22 protein-coding genes and 2 pseudogenes are annotated in these 23,971 nt (G+C 46.0%); 9 read left to right on the top strand and 15 right to left on the bottom strand.

Annotated elements, in window-relative coordinates; translation table 11 throughout:
* The first annotated feature begins 52 nt into the window (after positions 1–52).
* The gene (locus MKY10_RS04280) at positions 53–913 is read left to right on the top strand and encodes an NAD(P)-dependent oxidoreductase (protein WP_046160199.1); all 861 of its coding nucleotides are present in this window, start codon (positions 53–55) and stop codon (positions 911–913) included.
* Between the two features lie 36 nt (positions 914–949).
* Here MKY10_RS04280 and pdaA read toward each other — a convergent pair whose 3' ends face one another.
* Both pdaA and MKY10_RS04270 read right to left on the bottom strand, forming a co-directional pair.
* A complete protein-coding gene (pdaA, locus tag MKY10_RS04275) occupies positions 950–1,741 on the bottom strand; it encodes a delta-lactam-biosynthetic de-N-acetylase (protein WP_014479173.1) in 792 nt (263 codons plus the stop codon).
* 100 nt (positions 1,742–1,841) lie between these two features.
* A complete protein-coding gene (locus MKY10_RS04270; protein ID WP_003223132.1) occupies positions 1,842–2,027 on the bottom strand; it encodes an SE1561 family protein in 186 nt (61 codons plus the stop codon).
* Positions 2,028–2,171: 144 nt separating this feature from the next.
* Between MKY10_RS04270 and yfkAB the strand changes: the two genes are divergently transcribed.
* Together yfkAB and mscC are read left to right on the top strand one after the other, a co-directional pair.
* Positions 2,172–3,293, top strand: coding sequence for a radical SAM/CxCxxxxC motif protein YfkAB (gene yfkAB / locus MKY10_RS04265; protein WP_003233655.1), 1,122 nt, complete (start codon positions 2,172–2,174; stop codon positions 3,291–3,293).
* Entirely contained in the window at positions 3,294–4,136 is an 843-nt protein-coding gene (gene mscC / locus MKY10_RS04260) for a mechanosensitive ion channel protein MscC (RefSeq protein WP_080348125.1), read from the top strand.
* 38 nt (positions 4,137–4,174) lie between these two features.
* Here mscC and MKY10_RS04255 read toward each other — a convergent pair whose 3' ends face one another.
* Entirely contained in the window at positions 4,175–4,969 is a 795-nt protein-coding gene (locus MKY10_RS04255; RefSeq protein ID WP_076458585.1) for a YfkD famly protein, read from the bottom strand.
* Positions 4,970–5,039: 70 nt separating this feature from the next.
* Entirely contained in the window at positions 5,040–6,095 is a 1,056-nt protein-coding gene (gene cax / locus MKY10_RS04250; protein ID WP_003242902.1) for a calcium/proton exchanger, read from the bottom strand.
* A gap of 167 nt (positions 6,096–6,262) precedes the next feature.
* Between cax and MKY10_RS04245 the strand changes: the two genes are divergently transcribed.
* Complete coding sequence (locus tag MKY10_RS04245; protein ID WP_003243008.1) at positions 6,263–7,438, top strand: MFS transporter; 1,176 nt, start codon at positions 6,263–6,265, stop codon at positions 7,436–7,438.
* Positions 7,439–7,636: 198 nt separating this feature from the next.
* Here MKY10_RS04245 and MKY10_RS04240 read toward each other — a convergent pair whose 3' ends face one another.
* Genes MKY10_RS04240 through yfkJ form a run of 3 tightly spaced genes read right to left on the bottom strand, consistent with a single transcriptional unit; the run spans position 7,637 to position 9,296 of the window.
* Positions 7,637–8,464: a YihY family inner membrane protein gene (locus tag MKY10_RS04240; RefSeq protein ID WP_003242564.1), complete on the bottom strand. Its 828-nt coding sequence runs from the start codon at positions 8,462–8,464 to the stop codon at positions 7,637–7,639.
* Between the two features lie 23 nt (positions 8,465–8,487).
* Positions 8,488–8,808, bottom strand: coding sequence for a hypothetical protein (locus tag MKY10_RS04235; protein WP_003233665.1), 321 nt, complete (start codon positions 8,806–8,808; stop codon positions 8,488–8,490).
* 17 nt (positions 8,809–8,825) lie between these two features.
* A complete protein-coding gene (gene yfkJ, locus MKY10_RS04230; protein WP_003243480.1) occupies positions 8,826–9,296 on the bottom strand; it encodes a protein-tyrosine-phosphatase in 471 nt (156 codons plus the stop codon).
* Positions 9,297–9,498: 202 nt separating this feature from the next.
* On the opposite strand from yfkJ, the gene MKY10_RS04225 reads away from it, so the two are divergent.
* Positions 9,499–9,714 carry a DUF1128 domain-containing protein gene (locus MKY10_RS04225; protein ID WP_010330293.1) on the top strand — a complete coding sequence of 72 codons (216 nt, stop codon included), beginning with the start codon at positions 9,499–9,501 and terminating at the stop codon, positions 9,712–9,714.
* A 109-nt stretch (positions 9,715–9,823) separates the two neighbouring features.
* The gene (locus MKY10_RS04220) at positions 9,824–11,014 is read left to right on the top strand and encodes an MFS transporter (protein ID WP_003243812.1); all 1,191 of its coding nucleotides are present in this window, start codon (positions 9,824–9,826) and stop codon (positions 11,012–11,014) included.
* 39 nt (positions 11,015–11,053) lie between these two features.
* Here the strand turns inward: MKY10_RS04220 and yfkM are convergent, their stop codons facing one another.
* A complete protein-coding gene (yfkM, locus tag MKY10_RS04215; RefSeq protein ID WP_003233673.1) occupies positions 11,054–11,572 on the bottom strand; it encodes a general stress protein 18 in 519 nt (172 codons plus the stop codon).
* Positions 11,573–11,815: 243 nt separating this feature from the next.
* Here yfkM and MKY10_RS04210 point away from each other — a divergent pair, with 243 nt between their 5' ends.
* The gene (locus MKY10_RS04210; RefSeq protein WP_015252558.1) at positions 11,816–16,204 is read left to right on the top strand and encodes a multifunctional 2',3'-cyclic-nucleotide 2'-phosphodiesterase/3'-nucleotidase/5'-nucleotidase; all 4,389 of its coding nucleotides are present in this window, start codon (positions 11,816–11,818) and stop codon (positions 16,202–16,204) included.
* A gap of 37 nt (positions 16,205–16,241) precedes the next feature.
* Here MKY10_RS04210 and MKY10_RS04205 read toward each other — a convergent pair whose 3' ends face one another.
* The 4 genes from MKY10_RS04205 to treP form a co-directional block, all read right to left on the bottom strand.
* Positions 16,242–16,907, bottom strand: coding sequence for an NAD(P)H-dependent oxidoreductase (locus MKY10_RS04205; protein WP_014476144.1), 666 nt, complete (start codon positions 16,905–16,907; stop codon positions 16,242–16,244).
* A gap of 139 nt (positions 16,908–17,046) precedes the next feature.
* Entirely contained in the window at positions 17,047–17,763 is a 717-nt protein-coding gene (gene treR, locus MKY10_RS04200; protein WP_003233679.1) for a trehalose operon repressor, read from the bottom strand.
* 20 nt (positions 17,764–17,783) lie between these two features.
* Entirely contained in the window at positions 17,784–19,472 is a 1,689-nt protein-coding gene (gene treC, locus MKY10_RS04195; protein ID WP_339226213.1) for an alpha,alpha-phosphotrehalase, read from the bottom strand.
* Between the two features lie 70 nt (positions 19,473–19,542).
* On the bottom strand, positions 19,543–20,955 hold the full coding sequence (treP, locus tag MKY10_RS04190) for a PTS system trehalose-specific EIIBC component (protein WP_003233682.1): 1,413 nt from the start codon (positions 20,953–20,955) through the stop codon (positions 19,543–19,545).
* Between the two features lie 192 nt (positions 20,956–21,147).
* On the opposite strand from treP, the pseudogene MKY10_RS04185 reads away from it, so the two are divergent.
* Together MKY10_RS04185 and MKY10_RS04180 are read left to right on the top strand one after the other, a co-directional pair.
* Positions 21,148–21,327, top strand: a pseudogene (locus tag MKY10_RS04185) (spore germination protein); the annotation flags it as partial.
* Between the two features lie 261 nt (positions 21,328–21,588).
* Positions 21,589–21,861 (top strand): annotated as a pseudogene (locus MKY10_RS04180) (spore gernimation protein); the annotation flags it as partial.
* On the opposite strand, the gene MKY10_RS04175 reads toward MKY10_RS04180, so the two are convergent.
* The 3 genes from MKY10_RS04175 to MKY10_RS04165 all read right to left on the bottom strand — a co-directional run bounded on the left by MKY10_RS04175 (position 21,858) and on the right by MKY10_RS04165 (position 23,946).
* A complete protein-coding gene (locus MKY10_RS04175) occupies positions 21,858–23,273 on the bottom strand; it encodes a sodium:alanine symporter family protein (protein ID WP_015252561.1) in 1,416 nt (471 codons plus the stop codon). The pseudogene MKY10_RS04180 and the gene MKY10_RS04175 sit on opposite strands and share 4 nt — an antisense overlap.
* A 124-nt stretch (positions 23,274–23,397) precedes the next feature.
* Entirely contained in the window at positions 23,398–23,790 is a 393-nt protein-coding gene (locus MKY10_RS04170) for a DUF1992 domain-containing protein (RefSeq protein WP_003233692.1), read from the bottom strand.
* 18 nt (positions 23,791–23,808) lie between these two features.
* Entirely contained in the window at positions 23,809–23,946 is a 138-nt protein-coding gene (locus MKY10_RS04165) for a hypothetical protein (protein WP_072557053.1), read from the bottom strand.
* Positions 23,947–23,971: the final 25 nt, after the last annotated feature.

Here is a 23,971-nt window from a genome sequence, read left to right as displayed (position 1 = left end):
ATATTCTGTTTATATTGTTTATAATGGAAAAAATATTCAGGGAGTGATCAGATTGAAAATTGCTGTCATCGGACTCGGCAATATGGGACAGCCCATTGCCCGAAATGTTCTTCAAGCAGGCTACGAATTGACTGTCTATAACCGGACGAAACAAAAGACAGAAGACCTTGTCACAGCAGGCGCACAGGCAGCTGATACGCCGCGGCTGGCGGCAAAGTCCGCTGATATTGTCATCACAATGCTTGCAGATGATGATTCTGTCAGCACCGTGACATTCGGAGAAGACGGGCTGCTTGAAGGATTAGCAGAGAACGGCATTCACATCTCGATGAGCACAATCAGTGTTGAGTTCTCAGAAAAGCTCGCAGCGGCTCATGCAGAGAAAGGACAATCCTTTCTCGCCGCTCCCGTCCTTGGCAGACCGGATGCCGCAGCCAAAGCCGCGCTTCGCATCATAACAGCAGGACCGGCGGAAGCGAAGCAAACCGCCAAGCCTCTGCTCGACAGCCTCAGCCAGCAGGTATTTGACGTCGGCGAAGAAAGCAAGATAGCAAATGCAGCGAAAATCAGCATCAATTTCTTACTCGTGTCTATGCTGGAGGCGTTATCTGAATCCTTCTTAATGATGGAGAAATACGGCTTAGAACAAAAACAATTTTTAGAAATCGCCAGCGCGCTCTTTGGTTCTCCAGTCTATCAAAATTACGGAACCATTATGGCCGAGCAGAAATTTGAGCCGGCCGGCTTCAAAATGTCTTTAGGGCTGAAGGATACCAACCTGGCACTCGCCGCCGCAAAACGGGTTTCTGCAAATCTTCCTCTTGCCGAGCTGGCCAAGAGCCATTTTGAAAGCGGGATTGAACAGGGCTTCGGAGATCTGGACTGGGCCGCACTGATTAAATGTATAAAATAAAGAAAAGCCTCTCCATTTCAGGAGAGGCTCTTCTCATTACAAGGACGGCATCTTCATTTCTTTCTCAAACATCAGATCATCAATGCTTTTAAAAGTGTAGCCCTGTTTTTTCAGATCTGTAATCGCGTCATCCAGTGCTTCAGCATTGTCCCTTGATACGGTGTGCAGCAGGTAAATGGCTCCCGGGTGCGCCTGCTTAATCATATGATCGTAGGCATATTTCTTCCCCTTTTGGTTGTTGATTTTCCAATCAACAAAAGCGACCGACCAGAAAACGGTTTGATAGCCGAGGCGTTTCGTTTCTTTCAGTACGTACTCACTGAACACGCCACGCGGCGGACGCAAGTACAGATTGTCCTGCTTTCCCGTAATTTTATAAACCTCTTCGTTGACTGAATCTAGTTCATCCTGAATCTGATCAGCTGTTTTTGTCGTTAAATCCGGATGGTGAAAGGAATGGTTGCCGATAATATGGCCCTCATCTGACATTCGTTTGATCAGCTGAGGCTGGTCCTTTACGAAATGCCCGGTGACAAAAAACGTTCCTGTTACGCGATGTTTTTTTAAGACATCAAGCACTTTTGGCGTATAGCCATTTTCATATCCGTTATCAAACGTTAAGTAAATCGTTTTTTCCTTTGTATTCCCTAAATAAAACGCGTCATATTTTTCAATTAAACTGTTCAGCTGCTTCCCGGCATCTGGCGGCTGATGATTGACACTTCGTTTAAAGCCCCAATTAATCGGCTCATTCGGCACCGCTTCCGCCTGTGCTGCACCTCCGGCAAGCAATACGGCGGCGCAGCATATTGAACACATCCACTTCATGGCCAGCGCTCCTTCTGCATTTTTTCTTATTTTACAGATAGAGACTTTGTTTTATACTGTTGCTTTATGCCAATAAAAAAACCGCGGCGGGCGCGCGGTTTTATTCCCAATCTTTTTTAAAACGTTCGTATTTGGCTTCCAGGTCATCAAGCATGCTGATGAGCCTGTCTATATCTTCAACGTCGGTTGCTTCAGGGTCTAATGAATCGATGACGTTCATAAACATGTCAAGTCTGTTCTTTAAATAATCAATCTGCTGATCTTTATTGTTTACGGCGTTCCCCATTCTGTTCCTCCATTCATTTTTTATAATGGTAGCTCATTTTTTGCGGTTTTTCAATCGCCGCGCTACTTGCGATCTTGGCAAATCAGGTCTAAAATTAACTGTTGGCAGCGTTAGTATGCCCATTTATAAAGGAGTTAGATAGTCATGACACAAAACACGAAGCTGCGTCCGATTACGCCCGAGTTTGACCCTTGGGAAGCCTATATGGATGTTGACCAATACGGAGACATGCAGCTGACAAACGTTGAATTCACAACGACGACACTGTGCAATATGAGATGCGAGCATTGTGCTGTAGGCTATACATTGCAGCCTAAAGACCCGAATGCTCTGCCAATAGATCTTCTGTTAAAACGGCTGGAGGAAATCCCGCGCCTCAGATCCATCAGCATCACAGGCGGAGAGCCGATGCTTTCGTTGAAATCAGTAAAAGAATATGTTGTTCCTTTATTGAAATATGCCCATGAACGGGGTGTGCGGACACAAATTAATTCAAATCTGACCCTCGACATCGAGCGGTACGAATGGATCATTCCGTATCTCGATGTGCTACATATTTCTCATAACTGGGGTACAGTTGAAGATTTTGCTGAAATCGGCTTTGCCATGATGGACAGAAAACCGACCTTCGAACAGCGCGCGCGCTATTTTGAAAAAATGATCGAAAACAGCCGCACGCTCGTGGATGCCGGAGTAATGGTATCTGCGGAAACGATGCTGAACAAACGAACTCTTCCGCATATTGAGCATATTCACCGCCAAATCACAGAAGATATGAAATGTCAGCGTCACGAGGTCCACCCAATGTATCCAAGCGATTTCGCAAGCGCTCTTGAATCCCTCAGCCTGAAAGAGATGAGACAGGCCATTCACCGCTTGCTGGATATTCGTGATGAAAATACGTGGATGCTGTTCGGAACGCTGCCGTTTTATGCCTGCAGTCCGGACGAAGACGACCAAAAGCTGCTTCGCCGGCTTCGCGCGGCGAAAAACGTCACAGTGCGAAATGACCCTGACGGCCGGTCCCGCCTGAATGTGAACATTTTCGACGGAAACATTATCGTGACCGATTTCGGTGATACCCCGCCGCTTGGCAACATTCAGACGGACAGCCTCCCTTCCGCCTATGAAAAGTGGAGAGAGACCAAGCTTGCGAAAGAACTAAGTTGCCACTGCCCGAATGTCCGGTGCCTCGGACCGAATGTTCTTGTCAAAAACAGTTATTATCAGGATACAGACTTCACAAAACGTCAAGCCAGGAGTTAGATGCGGATGAAAGAAACACTTACGGAGATTTTTCAAACTAAAATCGTCGATATTCTCCTCGTTGCCGTTATCCTTTGGATCGGTGTCTTTATCATCAACCGGCTGGTACAGCTATTTTTTAAACGGACGGATTTTATTGAAGAAAAAAAGGAAAAAACGATTGAAAGCCTTGTCCGTTCTGTCACCCAGTATACGGCGACAATTGGTTTTATTTTTTACGTTATTTCTTTATTTGTGCATGATTTCGGCAAGATATTGGCCGGGGCGGGCGTAGCAGGTATCGTGATCGGTTTTGGCGCCCAATCGCTGATCAAAGATGTGCTGGCTGGTGTGTTCTTAATATATGAACGCCAGCTGCACAAAGGCGATTATGTCACCGTCAACAACTTGTTCAACGGGACAGTGGAGGAAATCGGCCTCCGCTCGCTGCAAATCCGAGAATGGAGCGGGAAGCTGCTCACCATCAGCAACGGCGAGGTCAGACAAATAGAGAACTATAATATTGATTTTATGCGGATTACCGAATCCTTTCTTATCAGCTTTAAAGAAGATCCGGACCGCGTGTACAGCGTGTTGGAAGAGGCATGTGACATGCTGAATGAAGAGCTTCGTGATTCATTGAAGCGGGATGTATTCGGCAATCCGACAGAACCATTTCAAATCCACGGCATCACCGCATTGAATAAAATCAATCGCGGCGTCGAATTTACGGTTAAAGGCATGGTGAAAGATGATGATTATTTCAGTGCCAGCCTTGCAGTCAGACGGGTTCTCGTTCGCCTGCTCTACCAAAACAATGTGCAAATGCTTGAGGAAGCGGTCCGAATCGAGAGAACCCAATAAACAAAAAAACTGATTCCGAGTTGGAATCAGTTTTTTATTTATCTTGGCAGTGAGGAAAGCTGAAAGCCAAATGTGACATGATCTTGAACCGGAATCCACGCGCCGATGCCCTGTGACGTGACATTTTTCACGACGAGTTTTCGTTTATTTCCTTTCAGCACTAAGTACACTTCTCCGTAAGTTACTTTTCCTTTTTCATTCACAGCCGGTGCATATGCATGTAAATAACCGATTTTTTTAGGAGCGACTTTATAAATCTGATCCCGTTTTGTGCCAGCCCCAATGACCGTCTCAAATGCAAGCGGGAGGTCCGTTTTCTTCATTGCTTTTTGCATCATCATGCTTTTGACATCTTCAGCATTTGGAACTTTAGCTGTCAGGCCGCCCTTCACTCTGTACTGCTGTTCCTGGGCATAATGCATTTCAGCCGTTTCTTTCCCGCCGCGGTTATCCGCACGGTTTGTATTGATTTTTTTATATTCCCAGTTTGCGACTGTTTCATTTGATTCATAGCCGAGCGCCCATTTCCCGAGAAATATTGTCGCCCGGTACCCTACTGCAAGCGGTGTGCCGGATATGTTGGATTCATTCAGCATTTTGATGAGATGCGGATTTTCAATCTTCACCTCAGAATGATCGAGCAATTCCTTTGCCAGCTTGCTCGGCTGAAGCATTGGCTGATCCTGTGAAGCATTCGGATACGTGTTTTCCTTTGAAATGCTTGCGACAGAATTAGGAACCTTAAACTGCTTTTTCGCGTGGATGGGCTGAACGCCGAAAAAACTAAAGAATAACAACACGATAAGTGTGGAATGAAATAGCTTTTTCATCATATCACTCTTTCTATGGCATTTTCCCTTAGTCTTTTCATCCCGCTTTGTTGTTATCCATCATTTTTTCAGGTTAAAGAAGGAAAAAGCCGATCGCCATAATGACATATGCAGCAAGCAGTGTCGCACCTTCAAACCAGTTGGAATCCCCGTCATTCGAAATCGCGATCATCAAGAGAACCGCTGATACCATCGCGACGAGCTCAGGCAATGTAAATACAAGCGGCATGCTTGTCGGAAAAAAGATAGAACAGATGACGAGAACCGGTGCGACAAACATAGCGATCTGCAGCGTAGAGCCGACTGCAATTTCAACCGCAATGTCCATTTTATTTTTGAAGGCCATAATAATCGCTGACGCGTGCTCCGCCGCATTTCCTACAATCGCCACGATGATGACCCCGATAAACAGCTCGCTCCACCCGAACTGTTCAGCCACCGAGTGAAAGGTATGGACCAGGTTTTCGGATATGTATGCCACCACAATCGTTGCCGCAAACAAGACAATCGTCGCAACCTTCCCTGACCATTCCGGCTCTTCCTCTTCTTCAGTCTGAGCGGCATTATTCGGCTGATAAACGCCCCGATGCGTGACAAGTTTAAAGTACAGCGCCGCCACATACAACAGAATCATAATGATGCTGATGCCGATGCTTAAATTGAGCTTGCTGGCGTTTCCCATACCAACAGAGAATACCTCCGGAATCACAAAGGCGACAATGATGGCAAAAATCAGAAGCCCGGAGTTATGGCGGGCATCATGGATATTAAATTCCTGCCGCTTATATTTTAAACCGCCGACAAAAAACGATAGGCCCGCTACCAGCAGCAGGTTCCCCAGCACTGAACCGGTTAAAGAGGCAAGAACGATTCCTGTCAGGCCTTCTTTTAATGCAAAAAGGGAAATAATCAGCTCCACCGCATTCCCGAAGGTTGCATTCAACAAACCGCCGATACGCGGTCCTGCAATGATGGACAGTGATTCTGTCGCCCTCCCCATATAGCTTGCAAGAGCGATAATCGTCACGCAATAAACGGCAAATAGAACCGCGGAAGGCCAATGCATCAAACTGCCAATCACAGAAAGCGGAACACCGGCCGCCACTAAAATAAAAAAGATACGATTCATGGTGAAATAGCTCCTTTTTTATGACTTGTTTTATTTTTATTCTTCACAAAAACCTTCATGATTACACGAGGGCAAATGTATAGCGTGATATAGGCTTTTTTCAGGTTGCCTGCTTTTGGAAAACATTGTACGATCAACATAGATTCCACATAAGGAGAACTGACACGATGTCACGATTTCATTTCTTTATCCTTGTCTTGCTCGTATCCATTTCCGGGTTTTCACAAGGCATGCTGCTGCCTGTCATTTCAATCATTTTTGAAACAAATGGAGAATCCGCTGCTATCAACGGCCTGCACGCGACCGGGCTGTATATCGGTGTGCTTTTGGCTTCGCCGTTTATGGAAGCGCCGCTCAGAAAGCTCGGGTTCAAGCCGCTGATCGTCATGGGCGGAAGCATTGTCATTTTAAGCTTATTCGGATTTATTTGGCTTCAGTCAGTTTGGGTCTGGTTCCTGCTTCGCCTGTTCATTGGAATCGGCGACCACATGCTTCACTTTTCTACGCAAACGTGGGTGACCTCCATGTCATCAAAACAAAATCGCGGAAGAAACCTGTCTATTTACGGGCTTTCCTTTGGCCTTGGCTTTGCCGCAGGCCCGTTCATGGTGCCGCTTGTCAAGCTGAGTCCGTCGCTTCCTTTTATCGTGTCCGGCTGCATCAGTCTGTTTGCGTGGCTTTTTGTTTTCTTTCTACAAAATGCATACCCGGAAACCAGTCCTCATGAAACCAAATCAGACAATAGTTTCAGGCGATTTTATCAGGCCATGCTGTTTGGGTGGGTTGCCTTTATGCCTACATTTGGCTATGGCTTTTTGGAAACGGCGCTGAACGGAAGCTTTCCGGTGTACGCGCTCCGTTTGGGGATATCAGTAGACGCAGTAGCGATCATCCTTCCCGCATTTGCGATTGGAAGCATTATCTTTCAGTTTCCGCTCGGCATCCTCAGCGATAAATACGGCAGGCGGAATGTGCTGCTGGTGATTTTGCTGACTGGGGCTCTTTGCTTTTTCATCGCCGGTGTATTTCCTTCGCCCTACGTGATCGGCGGCTGCTTTTTTATTGCAGGAATGGCAGTCGGATCAACCTTTACACTTGGCATCAGCTATATGACAGATCTTCTTCCGCCTCACCTCCTGCCGGCGGGAAACCTGCTTTGCGGCATTACATTCAGTCTCGGCAGCATCCTCGGCCCGGTTGCCGGCGGCTGGTATATGCAGACATTTGAAAGCGCAAACTTGTTCTACTTCATTACTCTCACGCTTAGCGCTGTGTGGCTGGCCCTTGTGCTGGGCAAACCGAAAAGCTGGTCACCGGCTGAAACCTATTCTTCATCTTCTTAATCAAAAAGCCTCCCGACATCATGTCAGGAGGCTTTTATGCTAATGGTAGCCGTTTTGTCCGTTGGCGCTTCCGCTTGTTTTATGGCTCGATTTGCTTTTCGAGTTTTGTTTGTTATGGCTTCCGCCTTTTTTCGTATGCTTGGTCATCACGATGTCCCCCCGACTTCTTTTTGAACCGAAGTTCGTTTATAGGGTGCGCTAATGGTAGGGATTTTCATCAGGAAGCTTTTTACGTTTATGTAAAAGAGCGTTGATTTCTCCGCCTAGGATAATTAAAATGCCGCTCAAGTAAAACCAAATCATCAGAACGATGATTCCCCCGATGCTCCCGTAAGTGGCGCTATAGTTCGCAAACGTGCTGACGTAAAATGAAAACAATGTGCTGACAATGATCCAGCCGATAGTCGCAAAGACCGCACCCGGCATGACAAACCGAAGAGACAGCTTTTTGTTCGGCGCAATCACATACAGCGCGGAAAAAACAATCAAAAGCACAAGCGGGCTGACACCCCAGCGAATGGCGGCCCAGACGGATAAAAACAGATCCGACGCGCCGACAAAGTCAGAAGCGAGCCTTCCAATCTCCCGGCCAAATACCGGCAGAAGCAAAGCCACTAAAATCGTAAATACCATGGCAATCGTCAAAAAAATCGAGGTTAGACGAACAATGATAAAAGAGCGGTTTTCTTCCACATCATACGCGTGGTTTAGCGACCGGACGATCGCGTTCATTCCATTAGACGCAGACCATAATGCGGCGATAATCCCGAATGACAGCAAACCGCCATTTCGATTATTTAAGGTTTGATGGGTAATGGATTCAACGAGAGACATCGCACTGGCGGGAGCATATTGTTCTATGACTCCTAAAACATCATCAGTAGAAAGCGGAAGATACGCGGTGAGCGTCAGCATAAAAATCAAAAACGGAAACAGTGACAATAGAAAAAAATACGCCAGCTCCGCTGATTTACTTTGTCCTTCATGAAGGGTGTATCTGCTGAAAAGCTCTTTCAAAAAACTCATGTCGTCTCACCTCGCATGTTTGATCATTTTTTTGAAAAATGCTCTTTCGTTTCTTGCACGAGTTCCATCACTTGCGGCGTTGTTTTCTTCAGCTCTTTCACCTGCTGGTTCACAAAGTCGACTTCCTTTGAAAGCGTTTGGGCGAGCTTTTTGGCCTCATCCACTTTTGTGATAACAGTGTTTTTTAACAGCTCCGGGTTGCTTTTGTACAGTGAAAGTTTATGCTTGCATGTCAGCCATCTCATGCCGCACGCCTGTCTTGTCGGCTTATGGAGCAGTGATAACGCCGCGCCTGCCGCAGCTCCGAGAAATATCCCTTTCAGCATTAAACGTTCGTTGTTCATGCAAATTCTCCTTTCACTCACAATTGTTTTTCTTTTTGAATGGATGCAAGCAACTGCTCACAGCCCGTTTTGATTAATTGGCAGACCTCTTCAAAGTTCCCTGTGTAGTAAGGATCGGGTACGTCAGCCAGATCTGAATCTTCAACATAGTCCAAGAGCCTTTTGATATGCGAGGTGTTTTTAAAACCCGCCATGCTTCTGAGGCTCCCGATATTTTCTGCGTCCATCGCAATGATGTAATCAAAATCGTCCAGATCCTGTTCGCTGACTTGACGCGCCAGCATGCCATCAAAGCTGATTCCTTCTCTGCGCAATATCTCCTGCGTTCCCTCATGCGGGGGGTTGCCGATGTGCCAGCCGCCAATACCGGCTGAGTCCGCCTTGATTTTCCCCTCTAATCCTTTTTTGGCTGCCAGGTCCCGAAAAATCGCTTCCGCCATCGGAGACCGGCAAATGTTACCTAAACAAACAAATAACACGCTTATCATGATGTGCAACCTCCCTATTCTTTGCCCCTATTTCTCTAAAAAGAAACCTTCATGAATATCTTAGTAGGATGTTCATTTCCTTTTCAACTGATGTCTTCACTTTTTTGGAATGAAAAGCCTGCTTTTAGAATAGGGTTTTTTTCTGATGGAATTCTGTTAGAATAAAACATACCTATATTGCGCATAGAAAGGATGGAACCATTTGTCCAGCCCAAATACAGAAACATTAACTCAAATGATTGAAGAGATTTCCCAAAAGCTGAACATGCTGAACGTCGGCGTAATCAAAGCGGAGGATTTCAGTGATGAGAAGATTGAAGACCTCACGTACCTTCACAGCATGGTGATGAAAAAAGAATCATTCAGCCCAAGTGAAATGCAGGCGATTGCTCAAGAATTAGCCTCGCTTCGTAAATAATGGAGACTGGCCGGAAACTCGGCGAGTCTTTTTTATCATTTCCCCAAACCAATTTTCCTTAGAACAGTAAACAGCAAAGTGTTCGAATAAGATTTGAAGGAGTACAAGCATGCAAACGACATCTATCAAAACAGCATCCGGAATGTATATCAACTACTTCTTTCTGGGGATGGTCAACATCATTCTCGCATCCAATATGTCCTCATTAACAAAACAGTGGAATACCGATCCGACTGGCATCAGTTATGTCATTGCCGCTATCGGGTTTGGCAAACTGCTGACATACGGCATTTCCGGCGTTCTATCAGATAAAATCGGCAGAAAGCCGCTTGTTGTCGCTTCTGCAGGAATTATGGCCGTCTTTTTAGTCGGTATTCCTTTATCACCGAGCTATGAGCTGGCGTTTGTTTTCGCCTTATTAGCCGGAGTCGCAAATTCAGCGATGGATGCCGGAACATATCCGGCCCTAACCGAGCTCTTTCCGTCTGCTTCCGGTTCGGCGAATGTCTTGGTCAAGGCCTTTATGTCTGTCGGGGCCGCACTTTTGCCGCTTTTGATCACATTTTTAGCAGACCACAGCATGTTTTACGGATTTGCTTTTTATCTGCCGGCAGCGGTCTATCTCCTGAATATTATTTATTTATCAACGCTTTCGTTTCCTAAAAAACATAAGAAACCAACTAATAGCGGACAACAGGAATCTCCCGTTTTCTTGTCTGAACCCGTTTTTCAGAAAGAAGGCACCGCACTGATTATCATCGGTTTTACATCCACGGCTTTATTTACGGTTTCTCAAATCTGGCTCCCGAGCTACGCGCAAAAGGCAGCCGGTTTAGCTGAATCAGCATCTGTACAATTGCTGAGCTATTATAGTATAGGATCTCTGGCATCTGTTTTATTATTAGCCGTTTTGCTGAACAGATGGGTCAAACCTGTCTTCATAACGCTCTTATATCCTATTATTACTTTATGTACGCTCGCAGTCATGCTGACCGTTCATATCCCAGTTGTGCTGGACATCACTGCCTTTTTCTTAGGCTTTTCAACTGCGGGTGTGTTTCAAATTACCATTACGTTAATGACAGAGCTTTTCTGGAAGCGAAAAGGAACCGTTACCGGAATTGTAGCGACCGCTTCAAGCCTTGCATCGATTCTGCTGCCGATTGCAACAGGGCTTATCGCAAAAGCGGGGGGCATCGCTCATATTTTCATATTCGACTTCGGCATTGCGGTCATCGGAACGGCTGCAGCTGCTTTCTTGTATTACAGGTACAAGAAACTGACAGGTGCTCAAGCCTAAGCAACAAAAAAACGGACGCCCAAGAGCGTCCGTTTTTTCTTATTTCTCAAGCAATGCCAATGACTCGCGATTAAATGCCGGTATATCGTCCGGTGTGCGGCTAGTGACCAATTGATCCTGGCAAACAACCACTTCCTTGTCCACAACGTCGGCACCGGCGTTTTCCATGTCAACACGAATAGACGTATAGCCCGTCGCTTTTCGGCCGTCGAGCGCTTTCGCATTGATTAAAAGCTGCGGGCCGTGGCAAATGGCGAATACCGGTTTTTTGTCAGTCATAAACGCTTTTGTAAATTGGACGAAACGATCGTCAGCGCGAAGCTGGTCTGGTGAAAATCCTCCGGGAATCAAAAGCGCATCAAAGTCTGAAGGGTTTACGTCGTCAATGGACGCGTCAACCGTCACTTCCGCTTTTCCCTGCTTGCCTTTTACTGTTTTTCCTTTTTCATTTTCGATGACAGTCAGTTCATGTCCCGCTTCTTTAAAGGCTTTCGCAGGCTCAGTGTACTCGCTGTCCTCAAAGTAATCTGTCAAAACAACTGCAATTTTTTTCCCCATGGTTCATAACCTCCCGCTTTATATGTCTACATAAAACACTCTACCCCAGCCACACTAAAATAAACATTTTGCGAATATGGACAAACGATAAGCATAAATACCCAGTATTTGTCGCTTGAAGCTGCTACATAGTACTCATTTTTCTCCCTTTTACAATAATCATAAAGAAACACCTACAAATAGTTACAAAATATTCTTACAATAGGAGCTGTAACACAAATTTCGTTGAAAGGTGGAGAACTGGTGAGAATACAGAAAAGACGAACACACGTCGAAAACATTCTCCGTATTCTTTTGCCCCCAATTATGATACTTAGCCTAATCCTCCCAACACCACCCATTCATGCAGAAGAAAGCGCGGCTCCTCAGGTGCATCTGAGTATTTTGGCTACAACTGATATTCATGCCAACATGATGGATTACGATTACTACAGCGACAAAGAAACGGCGGATTTCGGTCTGGCAAGAACAGCGCAATTGATCCAAAAGCACCGCGAGCAAAACCCTAACACTCTGCTTGTGGATAACGGCGACTTGATTCAAGGGAATCCGCTGGGTGAATACGCGGTGAAATATCAAAAAGACGACATTATCTCCGGCACGAAAACCCATCCGATTATCAGCGTCATGAATGCGCTGAAATACGACGCCGGAACGCTTGGCAATCATGAATTCAACTACGGGCTCGACTTTCTCGACGGCACAATCAAAGGAGCCGATTTCCCGATTGTAAATGCCAACGTCAAAACAACTAGCGGCGAAAACCGTTATACGCCGTATATGATTAATGAAAAAACCCTCATTGATGAAAACGGTAATGAGCAGAAAGTAAAAGTCGGCTACATAGGCTTTGTCCCGCCGCAAATCATGACATGGGACAAAAAGAATCTCGAGGGGCAAGTTCAGGTGCAGGATATCGTAGAATCCGCCAATGAAACGATCCCGAAAATGAAGGCGGAAGGCGCAGATGTCATTATTGCCCTCGCCCACACCGGCATTGAAAAGCAGGCGCAATCATCAGGCGCAGAAAACGCCGTGTTTGACCTTGCCACTAAAACGAAAGGCATTGACGCGATTATCTCGGGCCATCAGCACGGACTCTTTCCTTCCGCCGAGTATGCGGGTGTTGCTCAGTTCAATGTGGAAAAGGGAACAATTAACGGCATTCCTGTCGTCATGCCAAGCAGCTGGGGCAAATATTTAGGCGTGATTGACCTCAAGCTTGAAAAGGCGGACGGCTCATGGAAAGTAGCAGATTCCAAAGGAAGTATTGAATCTATTGCTGGCAACGTCACATCAAGAAACGAAACCGTTACAAACACCATTCAGCAAACACACCAAAACACACTGGAGTATGTCCGAAAGCCAGTCGGCAAAACCGAAGCAGATATTAACAGCTTCTTTGCACAGGTCAAAGATGATCCTTCCATTCAGATCGTGACTGACGCGCAAAAGTGGTACGCTGAAAAAGAAATGAAGGATACCGAGTACAAGAACCTGCCGATTTTATCCGCTGGAGCGCCGTTTAAAGCAGGCGGCAGAAACGGAGCCAATTACTATACAAACATTCCAGCCGGAGATCTTGCGATTAAAAATGTCGGTGACTTGTATCTTTACGATAATACTGTTCAAATCGTCAAGCTGACAGGCAGCGAGGTCAAGGACTGGCTGGAGATGTCAGCAGGCCAATTCAATCAAATTGATCCAGCTAAAGGCGGCGACCAGGCCTTGCTGAACGAGAATTTCCGCTCCTATAATTTTGACGTGATTGACGGTGTCACATATCAGGTCGATGTGACAAAACCGGCTAAATACAATGAGAACGGAAAAGTGATCAATGCGGATTCATCCCGGATCATCAACCTTTCCTATGAAGGCAAGCCGATCAGCCCAAGCCAGGAATTTCTCGTAGTCACCAATAACTATCGTGCGTCCGGAGGCGGCGGGTTCCCTCATCTGACGAGCGATAAAATTGTCCACGGCTCTGCAGTTGAAAATAGGCAGGTGCTGATGGATTACATTATTGAACAAAAAACAGTCAATCCAAAGGCAGACAACAACTGGTCAATCGCGCCTGTTTCCGGCACGAATCTGACGTTTGAATCCTCGCTTTTGGCCAAGCCATTTGCCGATAAAGCAGACGACGTCGCTTATGTAGGCAAGTCTGCGAATGAAGGCTATGGTGTGTATAAGCTGCAATTCGATGATGATTCAAATCCAGATCCTCCTAAAGACGGACTGTGGGACCTGACCGTCATGCACACCAATGATACGCACGCACATCTCGATGATGCAGCGAGACGAATGACGAAAATCAACGAAGTACGCAGCGAAACAAATCACAACATTCTCCTTGATGCGGGAGATGTGTTTTCCGGCGATCTGTATTTTACTAAATGGAACGGTTTGGCCGATCTGAAAATGATGAACATGATGGGCTATGACGCCATGACCTTCGGGAACCATGAATTTGATAAAGGCCCGACAGTGCTTTCTGATTTTCTAAGCGGAAACAGCGCAACCGTTGATCCAGCGAACCGCTATCACTTTGAAGCGCCGGAATTTCCGATTGTCAGCGCAAACGTAGATGTGTCAAATGAGCCCAAGCTGAAATCATTTGTCAAAAAGCCGCAAACCTTTACGGCAGGTGAAAAGAAGGAGGCCGGCATCCATCCTTACATTCTGTTAGACGTTGACGGAGAGAAAGTCGCCGTATTCGGCCTGACAACAGAAGATACAGCCACCACATCAAGCCCGGGCAAAAGCATCGTATTCAATGATGCCTTTGAAACAGCACAAAACACCGTCAAAGCGATTCAGGAAGAAGAAAAGGTAAATAAAATTATTGCTTTAACCCATATCGGTCATAACCGTGATCTTGAGCTAGCCAAAAAAGTAAAAGGCATTGACTTGATCATCGGCGGACACACTCACACCCTCGTTGACAAAATGGAGGTCGTAAACAACGAAGAACCGACGATCGTGGCGCAGGCAAAAGAATACGGCCAATTCTTGGGGCGCGTTGATGTCGCGTTTGATGAAAATGGCGTTGTGCAAACAGACAAATCAAATCTGAGCGTGCTGCCAATTGATGAGCATACAGAAGAAAATGCAGAAGCCAAACAAAAGCTCGATCAGTTCAAAAATGAATTAGAGGACTTAAAAAATGAAAAAGTCGGCTATACGGATGTGGCGCTTGACGGCCAGCGTGAGCATGTGCGCACGAAAGAAACGAATCTCGGAAACTTCATCGCGGACGGTATGCTGGCAAAAGCGAAAGAAGCAGCCGGCGCCAGAATAGCGATAACAAATGGCGGCGGCATCAGAGCCGGCATTGACAAAGGTGATATCACACTCGGCGAGGTGCTCAACGTGATGCCGTTCGGCAATACGCTTTACGTGGCCGATTTAACCGGAAAACAAATTAAAGAAGCCCTTGAACAAGGCCTAAGCAATGTGGAAAATGGCGGCGGCGCTTTCCCTCAGGTGGCCGGAATCGAATATACCTTTACATTAAACAACGAACCTGGGCACCGTGTGTTAGAAGTGAAAATTGAATCGCCTAACGGAGACAAAGTTGCTATAAATACGGATGATACCTACCGCGTGGCAACAAATAATTTTGTCGGTGCCGGAGGAGACGGATATTCTGTCTTTACAGAAGCCTCCCATGGTGAAGACCTTGGCTACGTTGATTATGAGATTTTCACCGAACAGCTGAAAAAACTAGGAAACAAGGTCTCTCCTAAAGTTGAAGGACGGATCAAAGAAGTATTCCTGCCGACAAAGCAGAAGGACGGCAGCTGGACACTTGATGAAGACAAATTTGAGATTTACGCTAAAAATGCCAACACGCCGCTTGTCTATTACGGAACACATGAAGGATCACAAGAGAAGCCTATCAATCTCAAAGTAAAAAAAGATCAGGTCAAACTTTTGAAAGAAAGAGAGTCAGATCCTTCATTGACGGTGTTCAACTACTGGTACAGCATGAAGATGCCAATGGCGAACCTTAAAACTGCAGACACTGCAATCGGAATCAAGTCGACGGGAGAATTGAATGTGTCATTGGCAGATGTATATGACTTTACAGTAAAGCAAAAAGGAAAAGAAATAAAATCATTCAAGGAGCCCGTACAGCTTTCGCTTCGCATGTTTGATATTGAAGAAGCTCATAACCCTGCCATTTATCACGTCGACAGGAAAAAGAGAGCTTTCACAAAGACAGATAACGGATCAGTTGACGATGATATGGTGACAGGATATACAAACCACTTCAGCGAATACACGATCTTAAATTCCGGTTCGAACAACAAACCGCCGGCATTCCCGTCCGACCAACCGACAGGCGGTGATGACGGCAGTCATGGCGGAGGCTCCGACAAACCAGGCGGAAAACAGCCGACTGACGGAAACGGAGGAAATGATACGCCTCCCGGCACTCAACCGACTAACGGCTCTGGAGGAAACGGTTCGGGCGGATCAGGAACAGACGGTCCGGCTGGCGGCCTGCTTCCGGACACAGCCACATCCATGTACTCGATCCTGTTGGCCGGATTTCTTATCAGCGCACTCGGAACTGCAATGTACTTACATCAGAGGAGAAAACAGAATAGAACGAATCAGGCATAAAAAAAGAGCTGCTCGCTAAGCGAGCAGCTTTCTTTATTTAAACCCACTTCACAACATCTTCAACAGCAGATCTTGTTTTCGGACGAGGGTCTCTCACTCGGTAGCCAAATGCCACCATCACAGAAATATCGAAGCTTCCGTTTTCCAGAAGGCCTTCTTCTTCAAGAATACGGTGAATGTGATCGTACTGGAAGCCTTCGATCGGGCAGGAATCAACACCGATTTGCGCAGCGGCAGTCATCATGTTGCCAAGCGCGATATAGGTTTGTTTTGATGCCCAGTCAAACAATGTTCTGTCACTTTCAAGCAAATGCAAATCGTTTTTCTGGAATTCTTCTGTTTTGCTTAAATAGCCTTCGTACACGTCTTGAGGCATTTGTTTTACTTCTTTTAAATGACGTTTGATGTAGTCCGCATTATATTTGATATCCTTCGCTGTACGCGCAAGAATCAGGACGAAATGGCTTGCGGTCGGCAGCTGCTTTTGCGCGCCCCATGTGTATTCACGAAGCTTCTCGCGGAACTCCGGATTTTGGACGACGACAAATTTCCAAGGCTCAAGACCAAGTGAGCTCGGAGACAGTCTTCCTGTTTCTAAAATAAATTCAAAATCGCTGTCTGACACTTTTTTATTCGGGTCAAATTCCTTAGTCGCATGCCTGAAATTGTATGCATCCAGAATTTGTTTCTTTAGATCTGCCATGTAAAACACCTCTCCTTTAGGTTACTCTCATCTCTATTGTAGCCATTATGATAAAAAGTAAAAGTACGCACATTTTTGTTGGATAGTATCAATTTTGATACCAAACAAAAAAGCGCGCTGCCTCAGGCAGGCGCCTCTCTCATTTCCCCCGCCGCGCAAAATCAACAAATCGGAATTTGTCGAGACGGTGTCTGCTTTCCGTATATTGAAACAAACTGGTATCCTCCAAAAAGACGTAGTTTCTCACCACGACCATATGGTCATAGCCGCGTAAATCGAGCAGCTCTCTGTCCTCGTCCGTACACGGCTCGGCGACAATTTCTTTTTGGGCGTAACTGATCGAAAGACCGAGCTCTCCTTCTATATACTCATATATGGAGTTTTCACAAATTTCTTTCGTCAGGTGAGGGACATGCTTTCTGAAAAAGTAATCCTTGTCCAAAATCACATGTTCCCCGTCAATCTTTCTAGACCTGATGACTTCCCAGATGTCGTCATCCAGATTGGCCCGGAGCTGTTTTTGGATCAGCTCTGACGGAGGCTCCAGCCCGAATTTGTGTACAGTTGTTTTCGTTTCTTTGCCAAGCGTTTGCGCGAGCTCCTTGAAGCTGACAAGGCCCGAAACGGGAAACTGCATTTTTTCACGGTTGAGCACGACGGAGCCTTTTCCCCTGATTTTCTGGATATAACCGTTTTGCGCGAGCATATGAAGCGCCTTTCGGACCGTTTCTCTTGATGTACCGTACTGTGCGGTCAACTCATGTTCAGACGGAAGAATCTCCTCCGCTTTCCATCGGCCGCCTTCAATTTGCTGTGCGATGTCTTTATAAATTGTGATGAATTTATTCACCTTCATTATGGACCACCCAGCTTAGTTTAACACGGTTTCGTTAAACGATAAACAATGGACTCATACGGGCGAAGCGTCATGTTCTGAAGCCCTTCCCTTGCTTCATCGTTCGTCAACAGCACCTCTGCCTTCCATTCGTCAGGCGCTAAAGAGTCCGGCAGTGTAAAGGCCGCCTCTGTCCCGTAAAAATTATTGATCACGAGCAGCTTTTCATTGCTGCCGTGTCTGAGATACGCAAAAATGTTCGGGTCATCCTTTGCGATTAACTCATACGTTCCCTCTGTCACAATGTCATACATTTTGCGAATTCGAATCAATTTTTGATAATGGTAAAACACCGAATTCTGATCCCTCAGCGCCGCTTCAGCATTGATTTCCCGGTAATTTCCTGCAACCGGTATCCATGGTGTGCCCGTTGTAAAACCGCCATTCTCCGTAGCATCCCACTGAACGGGGGTTCTGGAATTGTCACGGGATTTCGCCTGTAAAATGGCTGTAATCTCTTGATCAGCCATTCCTTTTTCCTTAAAGGCGTGATACATGTTCAGCGATTCGACATCCCGATAGGAGCTTATGTCAGTAAACTTCGGATTCGTCATCCCCAGCTCCTCGCCCTGATAAATATAAGGCGTGCCCTGCATCATATGAATGGCCGTAGCAAGCATTTTCGCCGATTTCACCCTATATGCGCCATCATCTCCATATCTTGATACAACGCGCGGCTGATCATGATTGCACCAGAACAGAGCGTTCCATCCTCCTCCTGCGTGCATCCCCGTTTGCCAGTCAGATAGGATCTCCTTCAGCTTCAAAAAATCAAACGGCGCCAAGGCCCATTTTTCGCCGTTAGGATAGTCAACCTTGAGATGATGGAAGCTGAATGTCATATCAAGTTCTTTATTGTCAGGATTCGTATACCGGATGCAGTGGTCTACGGTTGTTGAAGACATCTCACCGACCGTCATGCTGTCGTAATGCGAAAACACCTTTTCGTTCATTTCATGCAGAAATTCGTGCACCCGCGGCCCGTCAGTGTAAAAAGAGCGGCCGTCGCCGCCGTCCTCCGCATCCGGAAAGCGCTGATCTTTAGAAATCAGGTTGATGACATCAAGCCTGAAGCCATCTATTCCCTTTTCAAACCAAAAATGCATCATGTCATAGACATGCTTTCTGACCTCTTCATTTTCCCAATTCAAATCAGCCTGTGTCACATCAAACAGATGCAAATAGTATTGGCCCGATGCTTCGTCAAGCTCCCATGCCGAGCCGCCGAATTTCGATTCCCAGTTCGTCGGAACAGAACCGTTTTCCTGCGGGTCTTTCCATATATAAAAATCACGATACGGGCTGTCTATGGAAGAGATCGCCTCGCGAAACCATTTGTGCTCTGTTGACGTATGATTGACAACAAGATCCATGACGACTTTCAGGTCTCTTTTATGTGCTTCGGACACTAGCCGCTCAAAATCCTCCATCGTTCCGTATTCAGGATAAATCGAGTAATAATCACGAATATCGTACCCATTATCATGCTGAGGAGAATCATAAATCGGCGTCAGCCATAGCACATCCACTTGAAGTGTTTTTAAGTAATCCAGCTTTTCAATAATGCCGTTCAAATCGCCGACACCATTTCCCGTCGTATCGTTAAAGCTTTTCGGATAAATTTGATAAACCACAGCTTTTTTCCACCATGGCGTTTGTTCTGTTTTCATCTGTCTCCACCACCATATTTAAATTGAAAACCGGAAAAGGGAACGTTCAACACGTCCCGCTCCCCACTTGTTATTTATGTTTGAATCTCGCATACGCGTATGTTCCGGCAAACGGCACGATCAATACAATAGCCATCCCGATTGCAAACGCGCCCCAGTACTGGCTCATGATTGAGAAAATCCCCGGCACGCCGCCGACACCGACGGAGCTTGCCAGCACACCTTGAGAAGAAATATACATTCCGGCCAGGCCAGAGCTGACCATTGCAATGATAAACGGGAATCTGTATCGCAGATTCACCCCAAAGATGGCAGGCTCTGTAATGCCAAGATAAGCAGAAATCCCTGATGTGAGGGAGAGGCCTTTTTGTTTCTCATCCTTCACGATAAACATCATGGCCAGAGCCGCCGAACCTTGTGCGATATTAGAAAGCGCCAGCATCGGCCATAAAAAGGTGCCGCCGAGCTTTGAACCGATGAGCTGAAGGTCGACTGCAAGAAACGTGTGATGCATACCGGTAATCACGAGCGCTGAGTAGAAACCGCCATATAACAGACCGCCCAGTGCGGCAAAAGAACCAAACACCGAAATAAGCCCTGAAGTCAGTACATTACCGATCGCAAATGTAATCGGGCCGATAATGATAAAAGAGGCAAATCCCGTTAAGAGAAGCGTAATTGGTGCGACAACGAGCAGCTGTATGCCCTCAGGTGTGCGTTTTGTTAAAAATACCTCAATCTTCGCCAGCATATAAGAAGCAAGCAAAATTGGGAGCACCTGGCCCTGATAGCCGACTTTCTGCACCTCTAGGCCGAATAGATTCCATACCGGGATCTCTCCGCTTTGTTCTGCCGCGCCATATCCCCACGCATTCAGCAAATCAGGATGCACGAGCATAACTCCGAGCACAATGCCGAGAAGCGGATTGCCGCCGAACCGCTTGACGGCAGACCATCCGATTAACGCAGGCAAAAACGTAAAGGCCGTGCCTGCAATCAGGTTAATCATATTAGCAAGATCCGCCCACTGCGGATAAACCTGCACAATCGATTTTGTGCTGAAGAAAATGCCTTCCGCCGTTAAAATGTTATTGATCCCCATTAAAAGACCCGCCGTGACAATCGCAGGCAATATTGGAATAAAAATATCTGCAAGCGTTTTCACAGCACGCTGCAAAGGATTCATATTTTTTTCTGAGGCCTTCTTCACTTCATCCTTTGTTGACTCGCCAATCCCCGTTTCCTTAACCAGTTCAGCATATACTTTATTGACAGTTCCCTGGCCGATTACGACCTGAAACTGTCCGTTTGTCGAGAATGATCCCTTTACCACATCAATTTGATCAAGCATCTCTTGGTCAACCTTGCTTTCATCTATTAAAGCAAAACGCAAACGTGTAACACAATGAGTTGCCGCTGCAATATTTTCAGCACCGCCGACTGCTTCGACAATCTGACGTGCCGATTTGTTCAGTTCCCCCATGCCAACCCCTCCGTATCCGTTTTTATAACTTGTATATACAACTTATAATCATATTGTATTCCTGTATATACAGGTAGTCAACACTTTTTTATAGCGCTTTCATCCTAGTCTGGAATATATGAAACAGACAAGGTTACCCTAAAAGTCACAAGCACTTATTGAATATGACATTAAAAAGCAGGGTGAGCCTCTATGAATAAACGCGACAAAGCGCTTCAGCTCATCAAAGAGCTTGAAGACAATCAGGACAGACCGATCTCTCCCAATTTGAAGGAAAACCTCGAAAATCTGACCTTATTAACAGAAGGCTGCTCAGACATCGTATTTAGACAATTTGACTTTGGAAACGGGCTGTGCGGATTTATTGTTTATGAAGAAACTTTGAAAAGTTAATAACAGAATCGACCATCAAAGGATCGAGAGAGGGCTTCACTGAAAGCCTCAGGGTATAATGTTCAGGGCGGCGTCTGCCCGCTAGCCGATTTCTTTCCCCGCCAAACAGCTGAGGCTCTCCGTGAAAAGGGAGTGCGCCTGCCGAAAACCGTTGGTCAGACGGTCGGCATCCTCGGCGCTCTTGTTATTGGGACAGTACTGATGCGGAAATTGGGTCTGCCCCATGGTGATGATTGTATCTTGGATCGTACAGGCCTGATCATCACGGCCTTTTGGATTTCCGTCATTATAGTGAAGTATCGTGGTACAGCCTATCGCTCTTACACTCAAAAAACGACCCGAAAGCCATGTATACACCAACCGGCAGCTTTTGGTTCTTCTTACATACAACTCAGCTTCGACTTTAACAGAATCAAACCAATCATTAATGTAGTGATTTCTCTTTTGCTGCCTTTACTCATTTATTTGATCATAAAAAGCAAAGCGTTGTTCAGCGCCAAAGCAAAGCACTAGGAATTTTTAGCTTCTTTTGTTTGATAAACAGGATTCTGTTTTGTTTTTCTTATATCTTTCAGGTAGTACTGTTCAGATGTAAAGAATTCGGTGTACAGCGCTTTTACCTTTCTGCTCAATAACAACAGCGCAATCACATTTGGAACGAGAATAAAAGCCAATGCTAAGTCCAAAAAGCCCCAAATGGCTTTTGCTCCGCCTGCGGCACCAATGATAATAGCCGCTAAATAAACGAATTTAATCACGTGTCCTGCCAGCCGCCCGAACAGAAATTCAGCTTGCTTTACGCCGTAAAAAATGACAACCATAATGGTTGATACGACAAAGAAGACTAGGGAAACCGAAACGAAGTACCCTCCGCCAGAACCGAAATAATGCTGAAATGCAGCCGTCGTCAGTGCTGCCGGGTCAATTGAGGCGTTCTTCCCTGTCCAGACACCAGATGCAAGAACGACAAAAGCAGTGGTCGTGCAGATGATCAAGGTGTCAATGACAATGCCGATCACAGACCAAAACCCTTGCCGCACAGGATGATCAGTCATTGCTGCCGCATGTGCAATCGGGGCTGTTCCCATTCCGGCTTCATTAGAATAAAGCCCGCGGGCAAATCCCCAGCGAACGGTTTCCGCCAACGCAGCACCTGCGAACCCTCCAACTGCTGAAGAAGAGGTAAACGCATTTGAAAAAACGAGAGAGAAAAACGCCGGCACTGATGATAGATTCATGAGAACAATCAGGAGACCGGCACCTGCGTATGCCCCTGCCATAAGAGGCACGACAAACTCTGTTACTTTTCCGATCCGCTTTACCCCTCCTATCACCACTAACCCAATCAAAAATGCAATTCCGATTCCTGCGTATATTTTATTGAAAGAAAACGTCTCGGCAAGCGAGACTGAAACCGAATTTCCCTGAACCATAATGCTGGGAATCAGCTCCACAATCAGCGCAACAGAGAAGAATACGCCGAGCCATTTCATGCGCAGCCCTTTTGTTATGTAATACATCGGTCCCCCGACGTATTCACCCTGCTCATTTTTTTCTCTGTAATGAACAGCAAGAACACTTTCAGAAAACTTAATCGCCATGGCAAATAAGGCAATAAGCCACATCCAAAAAACCGCTCCTGGCCCTCCAAACATAATAGCGGCGGGCACACCGACAATGTTCGCTGCACCGATCGTTGAACTGAGGGCTGAGGTCAATGCCTGAAGCGGTGTGACTGTGCCTTCTCCCTTCGGCTTTTTTCCTACGCTGCCGATTGTCTGTTTGAAAATGTATAAAGGATAGCGAAATTGAAAACCTTTCAGCAAAATAGTGAAATACAAGCCCGTCCCCGTCAGCAGGATGATTAGCGGCGGACCCCACAGCCAATCAGATATATGCTCTATCCATACTAATAGTCGTTCCATCCCATCACCCTTTTTTCGTTTATGAATCATTTCCCATAGATGGAAAAACACAAACCTTTTGACATAGAACTTGGAACATAAAAAGGATGGCTATTATCAATCGCCATCCTGCAGACAAGACAAATCAGCTGGAAGAAGGTCTGTTTCGTCCAAGCCGATCATATACTTTATTCTTATAAAAAGCGGATGCTGGCTTTGAAAACATGCCTTTTTTGTCGACAAGCTTATCAAGCAGCAATTGCTTTTCAGATTTTTTTCTGATTAATTGCTCGCGTTCTTTTTCGTCATAGCACTTTTCGATTAAATGGTCGATGGTCATAAGCTCTTTTTTGAGCGCGCCCTCGTCCTCTGCCATTCCCGCGTTTTTCAAAATACGATAGCCCATGCGCAGCGATTCCGGCAAGTGTGCCGCGTCATCCTTCGGCAGCGGCTTCCCCATTCCCGGGAGGTTTTGAAAGTCCCCGTCTTTGATGGCGCGCTTAATTTTATCTTCAGACACAATATGGGAAAAATCCATCATTTCACCTCTTTTTATCTATACCTTATATTTTATCATACAATTCTCAATGTACCATTTTATTCCTTTATTTCTAGAAAGATACCTTGTTTTACATTTGGTAATATCAAAGCGAAACGTTGATTCGACGGCGTTTTTCGCCACTTTCTCCATCATACGATTTTCACTTTTCTAATCTGCT

Source organism: Bacillus sp. FSL P4-0290, from assembly GCF_037975435.1.
Classification (GTDB): Bacteria; Bacillota; Bacilli; order Bacillales; family Bacillaceae; genus Bacillus; species Bacillus subtilis.
Note: the sequence above shows the minus strand (reverse complement) of the source record. Positions and strands in the feature narration are given on the sequence as shown.

Coding starts and splice junctions, on each gene's coding strand:
- MKY10_RS04235 (WP_003233665.1), bottom strand. CDS start 8,808: ATGAACAACGAACGTTTAATGCTGAAAGGGATATTTCTCGGAGCTGCG.
- MKY10_RS04220 (WP_003243812.1), top strand. CDS start 9,824: ATGCAAACGACATCTATCAAAACAGCATCCGGAATGTATATCAACTAC.
- cax (WP_003242902.1), bottom strand. CDS start 6,095: ATGAATCGTATCTTTTTTATTTTAGTGGCGGCCGGTGTTCCGCTTTCT.
- treR (WP_003233679.1), bottom strand. CDS start 17,763: ATGAAGGTGAATAAATTCATCACAATTTATAAAGACATCGCACAGCAA.
- MKY10_RS04255 (WP_076458585.1), bottom strand. CDS start 4,969: ATGATGAAAAAGCTATTTCATTCCACACTTATCGTGTTGTTATTCTTT.
- pdaA (WP_014479173.1), bottom strand. CDS start 1,741: ATGAAGTGGATGTGTTCAATATGCTGCGCCGCCGTATTGCTTGCCGGA.
- MKY10_RS04270 (WP_003223132.1), bottom strand. CDS start 2,027: ATGGGGAACGCCGTAAACAATAAAGATCAGCAGATTGATTATTTAAAG.
- yfkJ (WP_003243480.1), bottom strand. CDS start 9,296: ATGATAAGCGTGTTATTTGTTTGTTTAGGTAACATTTGCCGGTCTCCG.
- MKY10_RS04175 (WP_015252561.1), bottom strand. CDS start 23,273: ATGGAACGACTATTAGTATGGATAGAGCATATATCTGATTGGCTGTGG.
- MKY10_RS04240 (WP_003242564.1), bottom strand. CDS start 8,464: ATGAGTTTTTTGAAAGAGCTTTTCAGCAGATACACCCTTCATGAAGGA.
- MKY10_RS04245 (WP_003243008.1), top strand. CDS start 6,263: ATGTCACGATTTCATTTCTTTATCCTTGTCTTGCTCGTATCCATTTCC.
- yfkAB (WP_003233655.1), top strand. CDS start 2,172: ATGACACAAAACACGAAGCTGCGTCCGATTACGCCCGAGTTTGACCCT.
- treC (WP_339226213.1), bottom strand. CDS start 19,472: ATGAAAACAGAACAAACGCCATGGTGGAAAAAAGCTGTGGTTTATCAA.
- MKY10_RS04165 (WP_072557053.1), bottom strand. CDS start 23,946: ATGATGGAGAAAGTGGCGAAAAACGCCGTCGAATCAACGTTTCGCTTT.
- treP (WP_003233682.1), bottom strand. CDS start 20,955: ATGGGGGAACTGAACAAATCGGCACGTCAGATTGTCGAAGCAGTCGGC.
- MKY10_RS04205 (WP_014476144.1), bottom strand. CDS start 16,907: ATGGCAGATCTAAAGAAACAAATTCTGGATGCATACAATTTCAGGCAT.
- yfkM (WP_003233673.1), bottom strand. CDS start 11,572: ATGGGGAAAAAAATTGCAGTTGTTTTGACAGATTACTTTGAGGACAGC.
- mscC (WP_080348125.1), top strand. CDS start 3,294: ATGCGGATGAAAGAAACACTTACGGAGATTTTTCAAACTAAAATCGTC.
- MKY10_RS04170 (WP_003233692.1), bottom strand. CDS start 23,790: ATGGATTTTTCCCATATTGTGTCTGAAGATAAAATTAAGCGCGCCATC.